Raw genomic sequence first — 16,742 nt, 5'->3', positions numbered from 1 at the left:
AACCCCTCCCCCGGGGAAGGCCTTATATAAGCAAGTGCCCCATTTACAGTAATGGGGTTTAACAGGCTCTGGATTGTACGGTTTTCGTCACATTTCGGCTGGACTCAAAGGTCAAATGGTTGATCAGTTATCATGGGCGGCTTCAGGCACTATAATGCCAGCCCCAATAGGTGGAATCTGCTCGCAAGGTGGGGCACCGCCTAACACTAATGATGAAAAAGCCAGGATTTAACCATGAGCGATAGCCAAAACGACGCCACCAATCAGCAATGGGGCGGTCGCTTTAGTGAGGCAACCGATGCCTTTGTACAACGTTTTACTGCCTCGGTGCAATTTGACCAGCGCATGTACAAGCAAGACATTCAGGGCTCCATCGCCCACGCGACCATGTTGGCGGAAGCCGATGTCTTAAGCGAGAAGGAACGAGATGCCATCATTCAGGGCCTGAAAACCGTTCAAGACGACATTGAAGCCGGGCGCTTCGACTGGTCTATCCCCCTGGAAGACGTTCACATGAACATCGAGTCGGCCTTGACCAAGGCCATTGGCATCACCGGGAAAAAACTGCACACCGGGCGTTCTCGTAATGACCAGGTCGCCACCGATATTCGCCTGTGGCTGCGCGATGAAATCGACCTGATAAGCACTGAAATGAGTCGCCTGCAAGATGGCTTAATCAAATTGGCGGCATCCGAAGCCGATACCATTATGCCGGGCTTCACCCATCTACAGACCGCCCAGCCCGTCACCTTTGGCCACCATCTGCTGGCCTGGAACGAAATGCTGGAACGCGACTACGGTCGCCTCCAGGACTGCCGGAAACGTCTGAACCAGTCGCCGCTGGGGGCTGCCGCACTCGCCGGTACCAGTTACGCCATCCAACGAGACATGACGGCTACGTTGCTGGGCTTCAGTAAACCCACGGAAAACAGCCTGGACTCCGTATCCGATCGAGACTTTGCTATCGAGTTTTGTGCCTTTGCCAGCCTGTTGCTGACCCATATGTCACGCATGTCGGAAGAATTGGTACTGTGGACATCGGCGCAGTTTAACTTTATCGACCTGCCCGACCGCTTCTGCACGGGCTCATCCATCATGCCTCAGAAGAAAAATCCGGATGTGCCGGAACTGGTGCGCGGCAAAACCGGTCGAGTGAATGGCCATCTGATCAGCCTTCTGACGTTAATGAAATCCCAACCTCTGGCTTACAACAAGGATAATCAGGAAGACAAAGAACCGCTGTTCGATGCGGTTGATACCGTAAAAGATTGTCTACGCGCCTTCGCCGATATGATTCCTGCCATTGAGGCAAAATCCGAGATCATGCTGGAAGCCGCCAAACGAGGGTTCTCAACCGCGACAGACCTGGCCGACTACCTGGTGTGCAAGGGCGTGCCCTTCCGCGATGCCCATGAGATTGTAGGCAAATCAGTAGCTTACGGTCTGGAGAACGATAAAGACCTGTCCGAAATGAGCCTGAGCGAGCTGCAACAGTTCAGTGATCAAATCACCGACGACGTCTTTGATGTTCTGACGCTCGAAGGTTCTGTGGCTGCACGTAATCATATCGGTGGCACCGCACCCAATCAGGTCCGGGAAGCCGCCACACGTGCTCTGGCACTATTGAGCGAGCGCGCATAATCCCGCTGGGCCTGCCCAAACCGGGCAGGCTTGTCCCTGACTGACCTTATTATTCTTTATTCTCGGTATCACCCTGCTGACTCTTGCGCCGCCCCTTCACTGTTCCCTTGTCTTCCTTCTTACAGACTGCCACGTAAACATCACTACAGATGTTAAGTCTTGCAAACATGATGTATAAAATATTTGACATCAATACTAACCGAGACTAAGCTCTGCCCAATGTTAAATATCTTTTACACATAGTTAATATTTCCATACAACGAAAGGAGACTAACATGGCCTATCGAGAACAGGTGTTGTGGGTTGACGGGCTGATCATGCTGGGGCTGATTGGCTACACCGTGAAGCAACTGCTGCTGGCCGGCGATGCGGCGCTCTTTAACGTGGAACAAGCATACGACGTCGTCGCGAGTGTGCTGTTTATGGCCGTCGTGGCTTATGTGCTGTGTCATATCGCCATTGCAGTCGTGTCTAATAAAGAGACTGAAGACGCTCGCGATGAACGTGAGCAGCAGGCCGTTCAATTAGGTGCCTACTGGTCATCCACCATCAGCCAAACCACGATCGTGCTGGCGCTGGTTCAGTTTGGGCTAACCGTTCAATTCGGTGGCGCGCGCGAGGAACTCAGCCTGGCGCATCCATTATTGCTGTTGTTGATTGGTCTGATTCTGGCTGAACTCAGTAATACTGGTCGACAGCTCTGGTATCTGTACCGCGGTGTATAATGGCGAGCGGAGACCCTTATGAGCAAATGCAAGATTAACAATCAGATTCGCCGCCTGCGTTTTGAACACAATGAAATGACCCAGCAGGCGCTGGCTACTGAGGTCGGTGTCACCCGGCAAACCATTTTAGCAATTGAAGCCGGCCGCTATTCACCGTCCCTTGAAGTGGCCTTTAAAATTGCCAACACCTTCAAACAGCCCCTTGAAGCGGTGTTTCAGTATGAACCCGAATCGACCTGAATAAGGGGCACCATCAGCTATCCACTTTAGTGACGTACACCCAGACATTACTCAAGCCCACAATGATCGGTGGGCGTGCCACCCGAACACTGTCATTCGCCAGGGCTTCACCAATGACTTCCTTGCAATAGGTGAACGTCAGATCCAGCATTTCTTTGCGATACGGCGCACAGGCAAACATTTGTCTCGTCGTATTTAAGTGCAGTACATCGCCGGTATTGAGCGGACCAGTCGGGTCATTGAACAGAGCATGCTTCCAATGCTTATCGCGATAGCGACCAATATAGATATAGCCCGATTCCCGAACCGACAGGTCCTCATCACCACGCGTGATAATGCCGTTGACGGCCATTTGAGGGGGACCACTGTCAGACTTTTGGGCTTTGGTTTCCTGAACGATGAGGGGAATCGCCGGTTGGCTGTATTGAAGGTAGGCGTAACAAAGGGCAATCAAACCGAACAAGGCCAGGGACAGCAGAGAAACGCGCAGGTTTTCACCCATATCCTGCAACAGAAGAAAACCCAGCACCCCCAGACAAAATAAGCAGCTGGCGATAATGCCCTGCGGACTCGCCAATGCCGCCCATAGCGCCGGCCAACTGGCGTGAAAAACCAATTCCATTAGTACACCTCCCTGTAAGAGGCCCAATGTAGAGACAGATGCCGAGCAGATCAAGCGCTCGTCAGTTACACCTTATTACAAGCTATCAATCAAATTGGCCTTCACGCAATCGCTTAAAATAGTGCCTCGCGGCAGCATTCACTTTCGGTGCGAGCATAAAGCTCGAGATCATCGTAGGAATGGCCATGATGGCATAAACCCCAACCAGTAAACCGTTCACCACATCGAGAGACACCACCGCCCCAAGCACGATTAAAAAGACATAACAGGGCGTGTAGTAATGCTGACGTTCAGCCCCAATCAAAAAGCCCAGGCATTTAGCGCCATAGAACCAATAGGTCACAATGGTACTGAAGCTGAGCAAGGCCACCATAAGAATCAACAGATAGATGCCGCCATTGGGAAACACACTCTCAATCGCCGCCGCCGTCATGGTCACGCCCGCACCTGTGCTCGGGTCCTGCCAGACGCCGGTTAGCAAAATAATCAACGCCGTGCACGTGCAGACCACCAGCGTATCGACCACCGGCCCGATCATTGCGACCACGCCCTCTCGAATCGGCTCATCCGTTTTGGCGGCACCGTGAGCCATGGATTCGGTACCGATACCGGCCTCATTAGAAAATGCACCCCGTCGCACGCCAATCATAATCACTGTTCCCAATGCACCGCCGGCAGCCGCTTGGCCAGTAAAGGCATCGCTGACAATCAATGCGAACATTGCTGGAATCTGTTCAAGGTGCTGAAACAAGACAACCGCGGTAAATAACAGATAAATCGTCACCATGGCCGGCACCAGTCGAACCGTTAAACGACCAATCCGCTGGATGCGGCCAATGATCACCACAACCGTCAACAACGCCACACAGCTGCTGGCAATAAAATCAAAGCCCAAGTGAGACTCAGCCGTCGCCCAACCCGATGGAATAGCGACCGCATCGCGCAACAACTGAATCAGCTGATTGGCTTGAAACACCGGCAGCGTACCGATCATACCCGCCAGACAAAACAGATACGCCAGAGGCAAAAAGCCCTTAGGCAGGGCTTCTCGAATCACGTACATCGGCCCGCCCTGGGTTTCGCCCAGACTGTCTTCACCGCGAAACATCACCGCGAGGGAAGCGGTATAAAACTTTGTCGCCACCCCAATGACGGCCGTGACCCACATCCAGAAAATTGCCCCCGGCCCGCCACTGGCAATCGCAATGGCCACACCGGAAATATTCCCCAGCCCCATGGTACCCGCCAAGGCCGTCGACAATGCCTGGGAATGACTGACCTGCCCCGGCGCGCTCGGATCATCATAACGTCCTCGCAAGACGGCCACACTGTGACCAAGATATCGATAGGGCTGCAGACGTGAATAGATGGCAAAAAACAAACCGCCTCCGACCAGCAAAACAACCAGTGGGGTACTCCACATGGCATCAGCAAACTGATTGAGCGCGGATTCGATACGGGGCAGATACTCGGCGAGGGACATATAAGCTTCTTTTTATTCGTGGCGTCTGGTTTTTATCGACGTAAGAAAACAAGTCTATGGGCCTGCCTTCCCAGGGTCAAACGAACTGTCCCAGTTGCTCGAGTGGAAATTCATAAAGCGGCGGAAGATCTATTGACGTGTATCAATATCACCTCCATGGCACAGGCGTAATCTAAACCCATACACATTGACTGAATTGCCCCGCTTGCGGGCACCCGGAAACCCTGTCGAGGACAAGACCATGACCGTAACAGCCGCTGTAATGATCGTTTTTTTAGCGGGTATTTTTGCAATTTTGACCGTGGGGTCTTTGCTGGCCTATGCCATTGATGCGCGAGTTGATCACGGCGAGCACTGAGTCGCACCGAAACTAGCCGGTGGCCAGAGCCAATAGTGGATGCTGTAAATCCTGATAGCCGTCTTTTTCCGCAGCGGTTCGCCACCACGCTTCTGTGGCGTCATCTCCAGGAAAATAACTGTGCAGCTTAAAAGTGCCTCCGGCACTCAAATTCATCGGTTCGATCCCGGTCACCACCGTTTTCATACGATAGCGGCTTTCCGGCAAAGTCACGTCGATATCGTAACTCGAATTAAAACGCACCTGGCGTGCTCGTTCAGGCCAGTTAGCCGGAATTCCCGGGTAGGCTTCCAACCATTCCATCAACTCATTCAGCTTGGCATCGTTGGTCAGCAATTGCTGTTCTTTGACTTGCAAAAGTAAGGCACAGCTAAAATCTTCCCAACCTTCAATCAGATGGCGCATCCCCTCTTCTGAAAAAAACAGGTGATACATATTCATCTGCAAGCCAACCTCACAGGCGCCAGCACGCATCCCCGCTTGCCGCATTAAATTCAGCCAGGCACGGTTAAACATCAGCACATCGCCAAGATTGTTTACAATAAAGGAGGGATAAGGCTCATGCTTCAAAAGCATCCAGCTCATTTGTCGCTTCAGGCGTTTCCCCATAGTGGCGGGGTTGACCATCGAATGGGGCAGAAAGCCCGCCGACTGTAACAACACGTTGTTCTCACGGGAAGAGAGTTCGAATTCCTGCTGCAAGCGCTGAATCATTCCACGGCTTGGGCGGCTGCGACCGGTTTCCAAAAAACTGATATGGCGGCTGGATGTCCCCAGGCGGGCGGATAACTGAGCCTGAGACAGACCCATCTGTGAACGCCAGAACTTGAGCATCCGCCCGAAGGCGGCCTCTTGCGCGGCCAGTTCATCGTCCGACTTCGTGCTGAGCTCATCTTGGCTCAATGTAACCCCCGTACCCTGGCAGAACTGGTCGAAAATGACACCCTCGGAACAGCCCGACCATGGCGGTCATTACCTGAGAGGGAATTGCCGAGAGATTATAGGCTGTGTCACACTGTTCAGCAATTTGCAGGCTTATTTAGCCCGCTTCCCGGTGCGCAAAATGAGCGCGAATGCCAAGCCTATACAACGTAATACATCTATCGTGAACAGCCTAACAACAAGCCTTGAAACCGACAGCACAGCCGCAGCGTCTTCAGCGCCACAACGCGCGTTACGCATTTGCCTTCTGGGATACCGCAGTGCACCTTTTGTCGGCGGGCAAGGTATTTACATCAAATACCTCAGTAAAGCCCTGGTCGACGCGGGGCATCAAGTGGATGTAATTTCAGGCCCGCCGTATCCGGATCTCGATCCACGCGTAAACCTGATCAAGATGCCGAGCCTGGATTTATTCAGTGCGCCCAACCATGTCACGGCATTGCGACCACGTCACCTCACCTCGTTCAGTGACACCTTTGAGTGGTGGAGTATGCTCACCGGTGGTTTTGCCGAGCCCTATACCTTCAGTCGTCGAGTGGCGAAATATTTAAAGCTTCATGGTCACCGCTACGATGTGGTGCACGATAATCAATGCCTCGGCTGGGGCTTGCTGAGCATTCAAAAACGCGGCCTGCCTGTAGTCGCCACTGTGCACCATCCGATTACTCGAGATCGACAACTGGCCCTGGATGCGGCACCCAACTGGAAGCACCGTTTGTTGGTAAAACGCTGGCATTCATTTTTGCGCATGCAAAAACGTGTGGTCCAGAAACTGAATCATATCGTTACTGTTTCCGAGCAGTCGCGCCACGACATTGCCGAAGCCTTTGATATCGAAAGTGAAGACATCAGTCTGATTTACAACGGCATCGACACCGACACGTTTCGACCGCGCACCGATGTTGAAAAACAGGACTTTCAATTGATCACAACGGCTTCCGCCGATCAGCCACTAAAAGGCCTACGCTATCTATTGGACGCCATGGCAGAACTCGGTCCCGAATTTCCACAACTGACATTATTGGTGGTTGGCAAACTACGGGAAGACGGTGCCACAGCCAAGCAATTGAAAAAGCTTAGCCTGGATGATCGTGTGCGTTTTGTATCCGGAATCAGCACAGAAGAGCTGGTGCAGCACTACAATGCTTCAACCATTGCCGTTTCCCCGTCATTGTACGAAGGTTTTGGTTTGCCCGCAGGCGAAGCCATGGCTTGTGGTACGCCGGTCATTTCCAGTGATGGTGGCGCGCTGCCCGAAATTGTCGGCGATGCCGGCACCATCGTGCCCGCCGCCAACGCTCCGGCATTGGCACAAGCCATTGCTGAATTGTTAAAGGATCCCGACCGTCGACTCATCATGGGGAAAACCTGCCGGGAACGCATTGAACAAAGCTTCAGCTGGAAAGTGGCCGCCGAACAATTTGTTAATTACTACTTGAAGATGCTGGCCGAAGAGAAAAATTAAACCATGCAAACCATTAACTTTCAGCGCCTGGAACTCAAAGACGGCGAGCGCTTTTTAGATGTCGGTTGTGGCGAAGGTCGCCACACCATCGGGGCATATCTGCACGCAAATGTAGAAGCCATTGGCGTGGACTTGAGCGAAAACGACCTTGCCACCGCGCGGGAACGCGCCGAACAATTTGTGGATGCGGACAATTCTAACAAAAGCATTTCCTTTCAGCCCGCAAATGCTCTCGAACTGCCCTTTGAAGACAACAGCTTTGACAAAGTGATCTGCTCTGAGGTGTTGGAACACATTCCTGACTTTCAAGGCGTATTAAAAGAACTGCAACGCGTGGTTAAAAATGACGGCGTGATTGGCATCAGCGTACCGCGTGCGTGGCCAGAAGATATTTGCTGGCGCTTGAGCAACGAATATCACAGAACACCCGGCGGACACATTCGTATTTTTAATGCGACCCACTTACGTCAAGAAGTGGAAGATCTGGGCTGGCAGCGCTATTACCGCCATTGGGCCCATGCGCTGCACGTGCCTTACTGGTGGTTAAAGTGTAAATATTGGGGCCAGGAAGATGATCAGGTTTGGGCACTGCGTAATTACCATAAATTTCTCGTTTGGGATTTAATGCAACAGCCTCTGTTAACACGAGCATTGGACAAAGTACTGAACCCTATCATGGGCAAAAGCATTGTTATGTACTTCAAGAAAAACTCAGCGATGGAACAGGGCGAATAATTATGGACGGCTTACTGCTGAGCAAAGGCCTGTTTCCCGAGCAGTTTTTGCGTAAAACCGTAGATTATATTTTAAGCCAGCAGTTGGACGACGGCTTGATTCCTTGGTTCAAAGGCCACAAAGCTGACCCCTGGGATCACACCGAAGCTGCCATGGGCCTCTCTATCGCTGGCGAGTTTGAGGCGGCCGAGAAAGCCTATCAGTGGCTGGCGAACAATCAATTGAGCGACGGCAGCTGGTACGCAAACTACCAGGATGGCAATGCGCTCTACAAAGAAAAACGCGAAACCAATTTCATCGCTTACATCGCCACAGGCGTCTGGCATCACTATCGCATCAGCGGAAACCGGGATTTCCTGGAAAACATGTTCCCAGCAGTTAAAAACGCAATGGACCTAGTGGTCAGCATGCAAGCCCCAACGGGGGAAATCTACTGGGCAATCGAAGAGGACGGCCAAGCATTTGAAGATGCTTTAATTACCGGCTGTTCATCCGTATACAAAAGCCTCGAATGTGCCATCGCTATCGCCGAAGAGCTGGACCAGGATCGCCAGCATTATATCGATGCTTACAAAAAACTTGGTCTGGCCTTATCGGAACACCCGGAATATTTTGACCGAACGTGGGAAAGCAAAGAACGCTTCTCCATGGATTGGTTTTACCCGATTCTTGCAGGCGCCATCAGCGGAGAAGCGGCAAAACAACGAATCGCTGAACGCTGGGAAATATTTGTTCGCGACAATATGGGCTGCCTATGCGTCAGCGACGAACCCTGGGTGACTGTTGCGGAATCCTGCGAGCTGACCATGGCCTTACTGGCCGCCGGCGAACACGCCAAAGCCGTGCAAGTATACAGCTGGCTGCATCAATGGCGCGATCATAATGACGGCGCCTACTGGACAGGCTACCAGTATAAAGAAAAGGTTATTTGGCCCGAAGAGAAGACCACCTGGACAGCCGGCGCGATTTTATTAGCCGCCGATGCGCTCACCCAACACACGCCAGCCTGGAATATTTTTCAGTGCTCTCAGTTGGGCAGGAAAGAGACGCGTGATGACGCATTAGCGAGTGAGAAAAGTGCCAGCCTGGCTTAAGCCGGGTTGCTTCCATTGAAGACGCTCATGTGAGCTTTCCTATTCGCGCTGCGATGGGCCACACGATGGTTTTGTCGTTGCCTTCACTCCAATGCCGCTCAAGGCGTTTAAACCAATTCTGGAACACCGGCAATTCATTTTGCTTAACCGCCACTTTATACGCCGACCAGGTTGAGATATACCCAAGCAGGGCCTCAAAAGACAACGTCTTTTTTATACAGACATTTGGCAATGTTATTTCTTCAAAAGGAAAAAACAGATTGCTATACCCCTCTTCAACCGGCCGACGCTGCTCAGGCCAGAAGGAAAAACAGTCCTGCCAATACCCTTGCTGAAACACGGCATTCACAGGGTCCTCAATATATGGAACGCCATAACTGATCAGCGCCAACAGGGCATTCGCTTTTCCTACTCGGCGAGCCTCTCGATAAAAACGCTCCAGATCAAACCAATGCGCGGCCTGAGCGGCAACAATTAAATCCGCACTGTTATCGTCGAGTCTTAACTGTTCAGCCCTGCCTTGCTGATAGTGAATATTCATATGTGCACGCGCCTCAGAAATCTGCTCGGCACTGCTGTCCAGGGCAATGACCCGTTCAAAGTACCCAGCCAACACCTGGCTCAACTGGCCGTTGCCACAACCAACATCAACAACACAATCGTGATGTTTACACAGACTTGCCAGTGTTTGCCCCAGTTCATCTGGATAACTCGGCCGATAGTGGTGATAATCATCCGCCGCAATGGAGAACAGCTTATCGGCGCCAGAAGAACTTGGCGTATCGATCTTTTGCTTGGCTTGCTCGACTCTCTGAAGAAAAGAGTGTTCACCCAACGCCCGGCGAGTTGCCTCCAAATTGGCACGAAGCGGAACACCCACGTCCTTTTCCAGCTGTTCAACCGCCTGCAGAATACCCTGCCAATGGGGTTGCAACACGGTCAATGCGTTTTCACCTTCTCGAGAAAGCTTGATCACGCTTTGGCGCGCGTCTTCCCCACTGTACTTTTCAACCAAACCGTCTTCTGACATCAATCGAATACTTTGACTGACCGCCCCTTGGGTCAAGGACAGTTGCTCGGTCAGCTCACTGACGATCTTCGGGCCGCTCGCCAATTCTCGCAATATGGGTGTGTACCGGGCCCGATAGGCAAATGGAAGCTGTTTATACCAGCGATCCATTTCAGCGTCGGTCAGTTCAAGTAATTGTCTCAGGGCCTCACCCAGGCCGGGGGATCTTTGAATACGCATATCCAGATAATACATTAGCGCTAATGCATTTCAATGTTTTCAGAACAATCTGCAAGCTTTAAAGGGAGGCCGGGCGCCAGAGCACGCCCTTCAACACTATTTGCGGCGGAACAGCCCCAGAGTATTCACCATGGGTAACTCGTCGAAAAGACCGGAGGCTTTCGCCAACTTCCAAATATTGTAAGGTGCCTGGCCACCATCGGCCGGATTCGGAAAAATATCGTGAATCGCCAGAATGCCACCTGGCGTAATATGGCTTACCCAGCTGCGGTAATCCGTTTGAGCCGCCGCTTCGCTGTGCCCCCCGTCGATAAAGACCATGCCCAATGGGGTATGCCAGGCGCGGGACGCGACCGCTGAACTGGCCACAATAGGTACCACGGTATCTTCCAGCCCGGCTTTGCGCATGGTGCTGCGAAACGCCTTGAAGCTGTCCATCAATTCAACACTGCTGTCATACAGGTCCGGGTCGTGGTATTCCTCGCCCAGCTGATGCTCTTCTGAGCCACGATGATGGTCAACCGCATAAACGACATTGCGACTGCCCTTGCAGGCTGCGCCAAGATAGACTGTTGATTTGCCACAGTAGCTGCCCACTTCCAATACGGGTCCCAGCTGACAACTTTGCTGAGCGTATTGATAAAGTGCTTCGCCTTCATCCTGGGCCAGGAAGCCTTTTATCTGATCAATATCGATGGGCAGTTCAATGCTCATTCTTTCTCCTATAGCGGTGCCGCAACTCTTATTCAATGGCACATTTAATAGTTAAAAAAGAACTAAGGCAATGCCCAAAACCGTCAAATCTATCTATGGACCCCAATGAAAAAAACTGCGAAGATCGTGCCGGCGAGAACGGACCTCGTACTCTAAAACAGTGAGATAACATAATAAGTTTAGCCCCCTTGGAGGGAGCCCAATGTCATATCGAAATATTTTTAAAATCCTGATTCCATCCGCTGTACTTTTTGTCGGCCAAGCCGCAAATGCCCAAATAATCATCGGGCCAGTAAACCCCCAAGAAGTACCTGCGCTTGGAGCACCTTTGTTATTCGCTCTGGGTGGTTTCATGATGTTTTTAGCTTATAAGCTTGGTTTAGCAAATCAGATTCGCCGATCCTCTCTTGCCATAATGGCAGGATTACTGGGTGTAGCCAGCATCGGCAGTGCGATATATCCCTTTGCAGATGCTCAAGCAGGCGCACCTTCTCCCAACACCATTAATATCGCTGGAAGCAGCCAAAATAGTCACAACATTCTCGTCTCTGGCGGCGGCAGCAATGGTTACAATCGCTACGACAACAACAGCGGTATAACTTTGGAAGTAAAAAGTATTACCTTGCCTGGAACCTGCAATAACAGCGCTACCGCAAATCAGTGCACTGTCGGGCTTGCCATTGCGAACGGCAGTTTCTGCGCGATCGATTGTAACTAAATCCACTTAATCTCTTGCTGAGAGACCATGTGCCTGGGGCTTGCCCCGGGCATCAACCGCAACCATTACAATTTTCTCCACCCGAATGATGCCCTGCTTGCTTTCCTTGTTACGCACCTCGCAGGCCAGGCTGATAGAGCTCCGCCCCACCGCTACGGTTTCAATTCCGATTTCAACGATATCGCCAAGCACGGCCGAAGAAAGAAAGTTAATCTCGGACATATACTTCGTGACCAATCGTTTGGTACCCAGCTGACAGCTGGCGTAAATCCCGGCCTCTTCATCAATCCAGCTTAATAATGCCCCACCAAACAGTTTTGCAGCGGGATTCAGGTCCGCATGTTTAACGACGCGGCGATTCAAATACTTCATAAGCGAGCTCTTTTTCCACGATGTGCTTAACTGAATTACCAAAAAGCATGCCAAGAAAAGGCGCCTGTCGTACGGCGTTTACCCTGCCGGTTCGCCGATTTTCGCACCAAGCTATCGCAGCATCGCTCAAACCCACGGCATATCGCGCTGAATTTGTGCATAGTGACCACATACCTTTGCAAAGGTAAATGCTATGCTTTTATGCCATCGCACATCGAATACTCGGAAGAACCATCGTGAGACAAGAACACCGTCCCTATTGGCTTAAAAAAATCAGCAGTCAATTCAATGCCTGGTGGATAGAGAAATTCCTGCGCCCGCAGTTCGACCACCTCGGCGAAGGGGCGGCTATTCTGGAACCTCGCAGCCTGGAAGTTTTTGGCCGTAACATTGCAGTCGGCGATTATGCACACATTATCAGCTCGTCCTATAAGCCTGTGCGACTGACCAGCTGGAGCGGAAAAAACCTGGATGGCCAAATTAAAATAGGCCATTACTGTTTGCTGTCCCCTGGCACCACCATTACCTCCGCTGTTTCGATTACGATTGGTGACAATTGCATGTTCGCTGCCGATTGCTATATCGCCGACAGTGACTGGCACGGGCTCTACAACCGATTACGCCCTTTTCGTTGCAGCAAACCCATTGTCTTAAAGGACAATGTCTGGATTGGCCACGGCGCGAAAGTTGGAAAGGGAGTTACCATTGGAGAAAACTCTGTGGTTGCCGCCGGTGCCGTCGTGGTGAAAGATGTGCCGGATAATGTCGTCGTGGGCGGCAACCCAGCCAAGGTCATCAAAGAACTCAATCCTAATCGCCGCATGCTCAAACGCGAGCTCATGTTTCGCGATGGTGACTTTTACCAGCAAAACCAGGCCGATCTGGATCGCTGGGTGATGCGAGACAACAGCCTGTTGTCTTGGCTGAAATCGATTTTCCAAAGAAATAAAAGTCATTAAAGCCCAGCGATTATTTCGGTAGAATGCGCTCACTGATATTTTTTGGCGCATCGTCTTGGAGGCGGGCTTGTCCGACTATTTATTTCATAACCCTCAACTCGCCCTGATCGCCGGAACCATCATCAGCATGATGTTGTTTTTACTGTGGGACGATATCAACAAGCGATCCGGGGCCGATCAAAAGATTCAAACGCGCTGGCCCGGCAACCTGTTCCTCGCGGCTCTCAACACCTTACTGGTCGCTTATGCGTTAGAACCGGTTTTGATTCCTTTCAGTCGGATGATCGAACAGTTCGCCTTCGATACACTGAGTTGGGCAGCGCCCCTCAGCCAAACCCGCTACCATTGGATCTATTATTTTATACCGGGCGTTTTGGTGTACGAATTTATCGATTATGTATTGCACCGCTTTGCGCATCGATTACCATGGTTATGGCGTTTGCACGCCGTTCACCATTCCGATACCCGAGTGGATGCCACCACGGCGCATCGCCATCACCCGCTAGAAGTCATCGTTAACAGTTTTTTGGGCACACCTTTTTTAGTGCTTCTAGGCGTGCCGATCATGGTCGCCATCTGGCATCCCTTAATCAGAATGCTACTCATTGCTTTTAACCATTCAAATACTCTTTTACCCGATTATTTGGATAAACCTCTGTCTTATATAGTTGCGACGCCCAACTTTCACAGGGTTCACCATTTTAGCGAACGCCAATATACCAACAGCAATTACGGCACGATTATTTCCATTTATGATCACCTTTTTGGCTCCGCCCGATTCTTGTCAAAAGCCGAGTTGGAAATTCGCGAACTGGGACTGGAATACTTCCGGGAAGATAAAGAAAACAAACCCCTGGGTTTGCTCGCCTCCCCTTTATCGACAGCCTTTAACTCTTCTGATAGAGTTCGGACCACTAATAATAATTAAGCCTTTTGTCTTAAGTGGGTATTATGAAAACGCGCGCGTCGGTCCTTTCTCTGGCCTCTGTCTTCGTCATTTTTTCTTTTCAAACCGCACACGCTCAAGTGGTCATCGGGCCTCCTGACCCTCAACAAGTGCCGATTATGGGCGCTCCGGTATTGCTTATTCTGGGTGGCCTTCTTGCTTATATTGCATTCCGCTTTCGAGGTGCAGAATTGGGAAGAATGAAGATGGGGTTATTAGTCGCCGGTTCTGCGGCCTTATTATCTGTGGGCAGCGGCATCAGCTTGATTGAATCCTCGGAGGCCACTGCTGGAAATTTTGTTGTGATCAGCAGCCAAAGCGATACCAGCTATAACATTTTGCAAAGCCAGCTGAATAATTTCCAAAACAATACGGGTATTACTTTAGAGGTTAAAAGCCTGACATTACCTGCAAGCAATTGCCCCGATAATCCCATCCCGTCGGTTGGGGGGCTCCAGCGATGCAGTGTTGGCATCAGCGTTACTCACACAAATTCTTGCCGGATTGATTGCACTGTCGTGCCCTAAGCAATCAAGCGCAAGCAAGCGTTAGCAATCAATAATCACCTAAGGCTCCAACTGGAGCTTTTTTAATGGGGAACATCATGAATTTTCGTACAATCACCGGCTCCGTAGCCTTATTACTCATCAGCAATGCGGCACATGCCCAAATCATTATTGGCACGCCCGACCCACAACAAGTGCCGGCTCTGGGCGCTCCGATACTGCTTGTTCTCGGTGGCTTATTGGCTTATGTGGCCTATAAATTTAAATCGCTGGGACATGGAAAACTGCAAACCGGCCTGCTGGCGATGGGGGCACTTACCCTGCTTGCGACCGGTAGTGGTATCAGCCTGATTGAACGCAGCAATGCCAGCGGCAACTTTGTGGCCATCAGCGCCCGCACGGACACGAGCTATACCATTCAAACCGGTCTCATCAATACGTTTCAAAACAACAGCGGCATCACTTTGCAGATCAAGAGCATTCAGTTGCCAGGTCTGTGCACCAATGGCGATTGGGGATTAGCGCCAGCGAATACTCCGAAATGTGCCGCAAATGCCAACATTCCAGCCACCCACAGCTGTTACATTCGCTGCGACTAAGCGTTTATTCAACGAGGCTTCTGAGCACTGTTTCTGAACAGCGCTCAGAGGCGCCCCCTCGCTTCGCTCCCTCCCTTTAAAGACTGGCACTGATTCGAATATTCATACAGAATCCGGGGCTATGTTTTGTCATTAGTCCCAATAAAAGGTATCAAGCATGAAAAAGTTTGGCCCAGGTTTACTCGTCGCCGCCGCATTTATCGGCCCAGGCACGGTCGCCACAGCCAGTAAAGCCGGTGCCGGTTTCGGTTTTGCCCTGCTTTGGGCACTGCTGTTTTCAGTATTCGCCACCATTGTGTTACAGGAAATGGCGGCACGTCTTGGCCTGGTCACGGGCAAAGGTCTGGCTGAAGCTGTACGGGCAAGTTTCAAACGCCCGGAACTGAAAAGCTTGAGTATCTTTCTGATTATTGCGGCGATTGGCCTCGGGAATGCCGCTTACCAAACCGGCAACATTGCCGGCGCCGCCCTGGGCATTAGCAGTGCTATTGATGTGTCCAATCAGATAGCGGCCGCGATCATTGCCCTGCTGGCCTTTGCGTTGCTCGCCAGCGGGCATTACAAACTGATTGAGAAAGCATTGATTGCGCTCGTTGTTTTGATGAGCATTGTTTTCTTGCTGACCTTATTTTGGGTGGACCCCGATTGGATGGGCATAGTGAAAGGGCTGTTTACCCCAAGCATTCCCGATGGCAGTGTTCTCATTGTCATCGCCCTGATCGGCACCACCGTCGTGCCCTACAATTTATTTCTCCACGCCAGCAGCGTCAGTCAAGCGTTCAAAGATTCAGAGGAACAGGATATTGATAAGGCATTGTCGCACAGCCGCTGGGATACGGGTTTGTCGATTGGCTTTGGTGGCCTGATTACGCTGGCCATTATCGCCACTTCCGCAACCGCGTTCTTTGGTCAAAGCGAGAGCTTTCAAGCCAGTCAACTCGCCCAGCAACTTGAGCCGTTGTTAGGGCCTGCCGCAAAATACTGCTTTGCAGCGGGCATGTTGGCCGCTGGCTTAACCAGCGCCATTACGGCGCCTTTAGCGGCAGCCTTTGCGGTTTGTGGTGCTATGGGCTGGTCCACCGATTTTAACAACCGACGCTTTCAAGCTATCTGGTTTGCAGTGTTGATTTGTGGCGCCGGCTTCGCAATCGCTGGAACAAAACCGTTGGCTGCTATTATTTTCGCCCAGGCCGCCAACGGTTTATTGCTGCCCCTGATTGCTGTGTTTTTATTGCTGGCGATGAATCAGGAGCGCTTACTTGAGCAGTATAAAAATGGTCTGCTGGCCAACTGTCTTGGTGGATTTGTGGTGATACTGGTGTCCTGCCTGGGCCTGTATAAACTTTATAGTCTGTTTTAAGCCAACCCTATTCG

18 protein-coding genes are annotated in these 16,742 nt (G+C 51.4%); 12 read left to right on the top strand and 6 right to left on the bottom strand.

Annotated features, from left to right (window positions below):
* Positions 1 to 234: 234 nt before the first annotated feature.
* The 3 genes from argH to ABWW03_RS05420 all read left to right on the top strand — a co-directional run bounded on the left by argH (position 235) and on the right by ABWW03_RS05420 (position 2,606).
* Positions 235 to 1,641 (top strand): argininosuccinate lyase, encoded by a 1,407-nt coding sequence (argH, locus tag ABWW03_RS05430; RefSeq protein ID WP_353406856.1) that lies wholly within the window; start codon positions 235 to 237, stop codon positions 1,639 to 1,641.
* A 275-nt stretch (positions 1,642 to 1,916) separates the two neighbouring features.
* The gene (locus ABWW03_RS05425; protein WP_353406855.1) at positions 1,917 to 2,366 is read left to right on the top strand and encodes a hypothetical protein; all 450 of its coding nucleotides are present in this window, start codon (positions 1,917 to 1,919) and stop codon (positions 2,364 to 2,366) included.
* An 18-nt stretch (positions 2,367 to 2,384) separates the two neighbouring features.
* Positions 2,385 to 2,606 carry a helix-turn-helix transcriptional regulator gene (locus ABWW03_RS05420; RefSeq protein WP_435372740.1) on the top strand — a complete coding sequence of 74 codons (222 nt, stop codon included), beginning with the start codon at positions 2,385 to 2,387 and terminating at the stop codon, positions 2,604 to 2,606.
* Between the two features lie 13 nt (positions 2,607 to 2,619).
* On the opposite strand, the gene ABWW03_RS05415 is transcribed toward ABWW03_RS05420, so the two are convergent.
* The 3 genes from ABWW03_RS05415 to ABWW03_RS05405 form a co-directional block, all read right to left on the bottom strand.
* The gene (locus ABWW03_RS05415) at positions 2,620 to 3,228 is read right to left on the bottom strand and encodes a hypothetical protein (RefSeq protein WP_353406854.1); all 609 of its coding nucleotides are present in this window, start codon (positions 3,226 to 3,228) and stop codon (positions 2,620 to 2,622) included.
* Positions 3,229 to 3,313: 85 nt separating this feature from the next.
* Positions 3,314 to 4,711: an alanine/glycine:cation symporter family protein gene (locus ABWW03_RS05410; protein ID WP_353406852.1), complete on the bottom strand. Its 1,398-nt coding sequence runs from the start codon at positions 4,709 to 4,711 to the stop codon at positions 3,314 to 3,316.
* A gap of 370 nt (positions 4,712 to 5,081) precedes the next feature.
* Positions 5,082 to 5,972 carry a helix-turn-helix domain-containing protein gene (locus tag ABWW03_RS05405; protein ID WP_353406850.1) on the bottom strand — a complete coding sequence of 297 codons (891 nt, stop codon included), beginning with the start codon at positions 5,970 to 5,972 and terminating at the stop codon, positions 5,082 to 5,084.
* A 160-nt stretch (positions 5,973 to 6,132) separates the two neighbouring features.
* Between ABWW03_RS05405 and ABWW03_RS05400 the strand changes: the two genes are divergently transcribed.
* Genes ABWW03_RS05400 through ABWW03_RS05390 form a run of 3 tightly spaced genes read left to right on the top strand, consistent with a single transcriptional unit; the run spans position 6,133 to position 9,305 of the window.
* Complete coding sequence (locus tag ABWW03_RS05400; protein ID WP_353406848.1) at positions 6,133 to 7,476, top strand: glycosyltransferase family 4 protein; 1,344 nt, start codon at positions 6,133 to 6,135, stop codon at positions 7,474 to 7,476.
* Positions 7,477 to 7,479: 3 nt separating this feature from the next.
* Positions 7,480 to 8,211, top strand: a complete 732-nt coding sequence (locus tag ABWW03_RS05395) for a class I SAM-dependent methyltransferase (protein WP_353406847.1) — start codon at positions 7,480 to 7,482, stop codon at positions 8,209 to 8,211.
* Between the two features lie 2 nt (positions 8,212 to 8,213).
* Positions 8,214 to 9,305: a prenyltransferase gene (locus tag ABWW03_RS05390; RefSeq protein ID WP_353406845.1), complete on the top strand. Its 1,092-nt coding sequence runs from the start codon at positions 8,214 to 8,216 to the stop codon at positions 9,303 to 9,305.
* 25 nt (positions 9,306 to 9,330) lie between these two features.
* Here ABWW03_RS05390 and ABWW03_RS05385 read toward each other — a convergent pair whose 3' ends face one another.
* Positions 9,331 to 10,554 (bottom strand): methyltransferase domain-containing protein, encoded by a 1,224-nt coding sequence (locus ABWW03_RS05385; RefSeq protein WP_353406844.1) that lies wholly within the window; start codon positions 10,552 to 10,554, stop codon positions 9,331 to 9,333.
* Positions 10,555 to 10,650: 96 nt separating this feature from the next.
* A complete protein-coding gene (locus tag ABWW03_RS05380; RefSeq protein ID WP_353406842.1) occupies positions 10,651 to 11,268 on the bottom strand; it encodes a class I SAM-dependent methyltransferase in 618 nt (205 codons plus the stop codon).
* A gap of 202 nt (positions 11,269 to 11,470) precedes the next feature.
* On the opposite strand from ABWW03_RS05380, the gene ABWW03_RS05375 reads away from it, so the two are divergent.
* Positions 11,471 to 11,986, top strand: a complete 516-nt coding sequence (locus ABWW03_RS05375) for a midcut-by-XrtH protein (protein ID WP_353406841.1) — start codon at positions 11,471 to 11,473, stop codon at positions 11,984 to 11,986.
* Between the two features lie 6 nt (positions 11,987 to 11,992).
* Here ABWW03_RS05375 and ABWW03_RS05370 read toward each other — a convergent pair whose 3' ends face one another.
* A complete protein-coding gene (locus tag ABWW03_RS05370; protein WP_353406840.1) occupies positions 11,993 to 12,358 on the bottom strand; it encodes an acyl-CoA thioesterase in 366 nt (121 codons plus the stop codon).
* A gap of 236 nt (positions 12,359 to 12,594) precedes the next feature.
* Here ABWW03_RS05370 and ABWW03_RS05365 point away from each other — a divergent pair, with 236 nt between their 5' ends.
* The 5 genes from ABWW03_RS05365 to ABWW03_RS05345 all read left to right on the top strand — a co-directional run bounded on the left by ABWW03_RS05365 (position 12,595) and on the right by ABWW03_RS05345 (position 16,728).
* Positions 12,595 to 13,317: an acyltransferase gene (locus ABWW03_RS05365; RefSeq protein WP_353406839.1), complete on the top strand. Its 723-nt coding sequence runs from the start codon at positions 12,595 to 12,597 to the stop codon at positions 13,315 to 13,317.
* 67 nt (positions 13,318 to 13,384) lie between these two features.
* Positions 13,385 to 14,245, top strand: coding sequence for a sterol desaturase family protein (locus tag ABWW03_RS05360; RefSeq protein ID WP_353406837.1), 861 nt, complete (start codon positions 13,385 to 13,387; stop codon positions 14,243 to 14,245).
* Positions 14,246 to 14,268: 23 nt separating this feature from the next.
* A complete protein-coding gene (locus ABWW03_RS05355; protein WP_353406835.1) occupies positions 14,269 to 14,790 on the top strand; it encodes a midcut-by-XrtH protein in 522 nt (173 codons plus the stop codon).
* A gap of 77 nt (positions 14,791 to 14,867) precedes the next feature.
* Positions 14,868 to 15,368 (top strand): midcut-by-XrtH protein, encoded by a 501-nt coding sequence (locus ABWW03_RS05350; RefSeq protein WP_353406833.1) that lies wholly within the window; start codon positions 14,868 to 14,870, stop codon positions 15,366 to 15,368.
* 157 nt (positions 15,369 to 15,525) lie between these two features.
* Positions 15,526 to 16,728 (top strand): Nramp family divalent metal transporter, encoded by a 1,203-nt coding sequence (locus ABWW03_RS05345; protein WP_353406832.1) that lies wholly within the window; start codon positions 15,526 to 15,528, stop codon positions 16,726 to 16,728.
* The last annotated feature ends 14 nt before the right edge of the window (positions 16,729 to 16,742 follow it).

Source organism: Pseudoteredinibacter isoporae, assembly GCF_040372805.1.
GTDB classification, from domain to species: Bacteria; Pseudomonadota; Gammaproteobacteria; order Pseudomonadales; family Cellvibrionaceae; genus Pseudoteredinibacter; species Pseudoteredinibacter isoporae_A.
The sequence above is the reverse complement of the archived record's forward strand: the minus strand, read 5'-3'. Positions and strand labels throughout refer to the sequence as shown.

Bases quoted from the DNA above. Each gene is read 5' to 3' on its own strand.
- ABWW03_RS05350 (WP_353406833.1), top strand. From the start codon at position 14,868: ATGAATTTTCGTACAATCACCGGCTCCGTAGCCTTATTACTCATCAGC.
- ABWW03_RS05395 (WP_353406847.1), top strand. From the start codon at position 7,480: ATGCAAACCATTAACTTTCAGCGCCTGGAACTCAAAGACGGCGAGCGC.
- argH (WP_353406856.1), top strand. From the start codon at position 235: ATGAGCGATAGCCAAAACGACGCCACCAATCAGCAATGGGGCGGTCGC.
- ABWW03_RS05375 (WP_353406841.1), top strand. From the start codon at position 11,471: ATGTCATATCGAAATATTTTTAAAATCCTGATTCCATCCGCTGTACTT.
- ABWW03_RS05385 (WP_353406844.1), bottom strand. From the start codon at position 10,554: ATGCGTATTCAAAGATCCCCCGGCCTGGGTGAGGCCCTGAGACAATTA.
- ABWW03_RS05370 (WP_353406840.1), bottom strand. From the start codon at position 12,358: ATGAAGTATTTGAATCGCCGCGTCGTTAAACATGCGGACCTGAATCCC.
- ABWW03_RS05400 (WP_353406848.1), top strand. From the start codon at position 6,133: ATGAGCGCGAATGCCAAGCCTATACAACGTAATACATCTATCGTGAAC.
- ABWW03_RS05345 (WP_353406832.1), top strand. From the start codon at position 15,526: ATGAAAAAGTTTGGCCCAGGTTTACTCGTCGCCGCCGCATTTATCGGC.
- ABWW03_RS05390 (WP_353406845.1), top strand. From the start codon at position 8,214: ATGGACGGCTTACTGCTGAGCAAAGGCCTGTTTCCCGAGCAGTTTTTG.
- ABWW03_RS05380 (WP_353406842.1), bottom strand. From the start codon at position 11,268: ATGAGCATTGAACTGCCCATCGATATTGATCAGATAAAAGGCTTCCTG.
- ABWW03_RS05420 (WP_435372740.1), top strand. From the start codon at position 2,385: ATGAGCAAATGCAAGATTAACAATCAGATTCGCCGCCTGCGTTTTGAA.
- ABWW03_RS05355 (WP_353406835.1), top strand. From the start codon at position 14,269: ATGAAAACGCGCGCGTCGGTCCTTTCTCTGGCCTCTGTCTTCGTCATT.
- ABWW03_RS05415 (WP_353406854.1), bottom strand. From the start codon at position 3,228: ATGGAATTGGTTTTTCACGCCAGTTGGCCGGCGCTATGGGCGGCATTG.
- ABWW03_RS05410 (WP_353406852.1), bottom strand. From the start codon at position 4,711: ATGTCCCTCGCCGAGTATCTGCCCCGTATCGAATCCGCGCTCAATCAG.
- ABWW03_RS05425 (WP_353406855.1), top strand. From the start codon at position 1,917: ATGGCCTATCGAGAACAGGTGTTGTGGGTTGACGGGCTGATCATGCTG.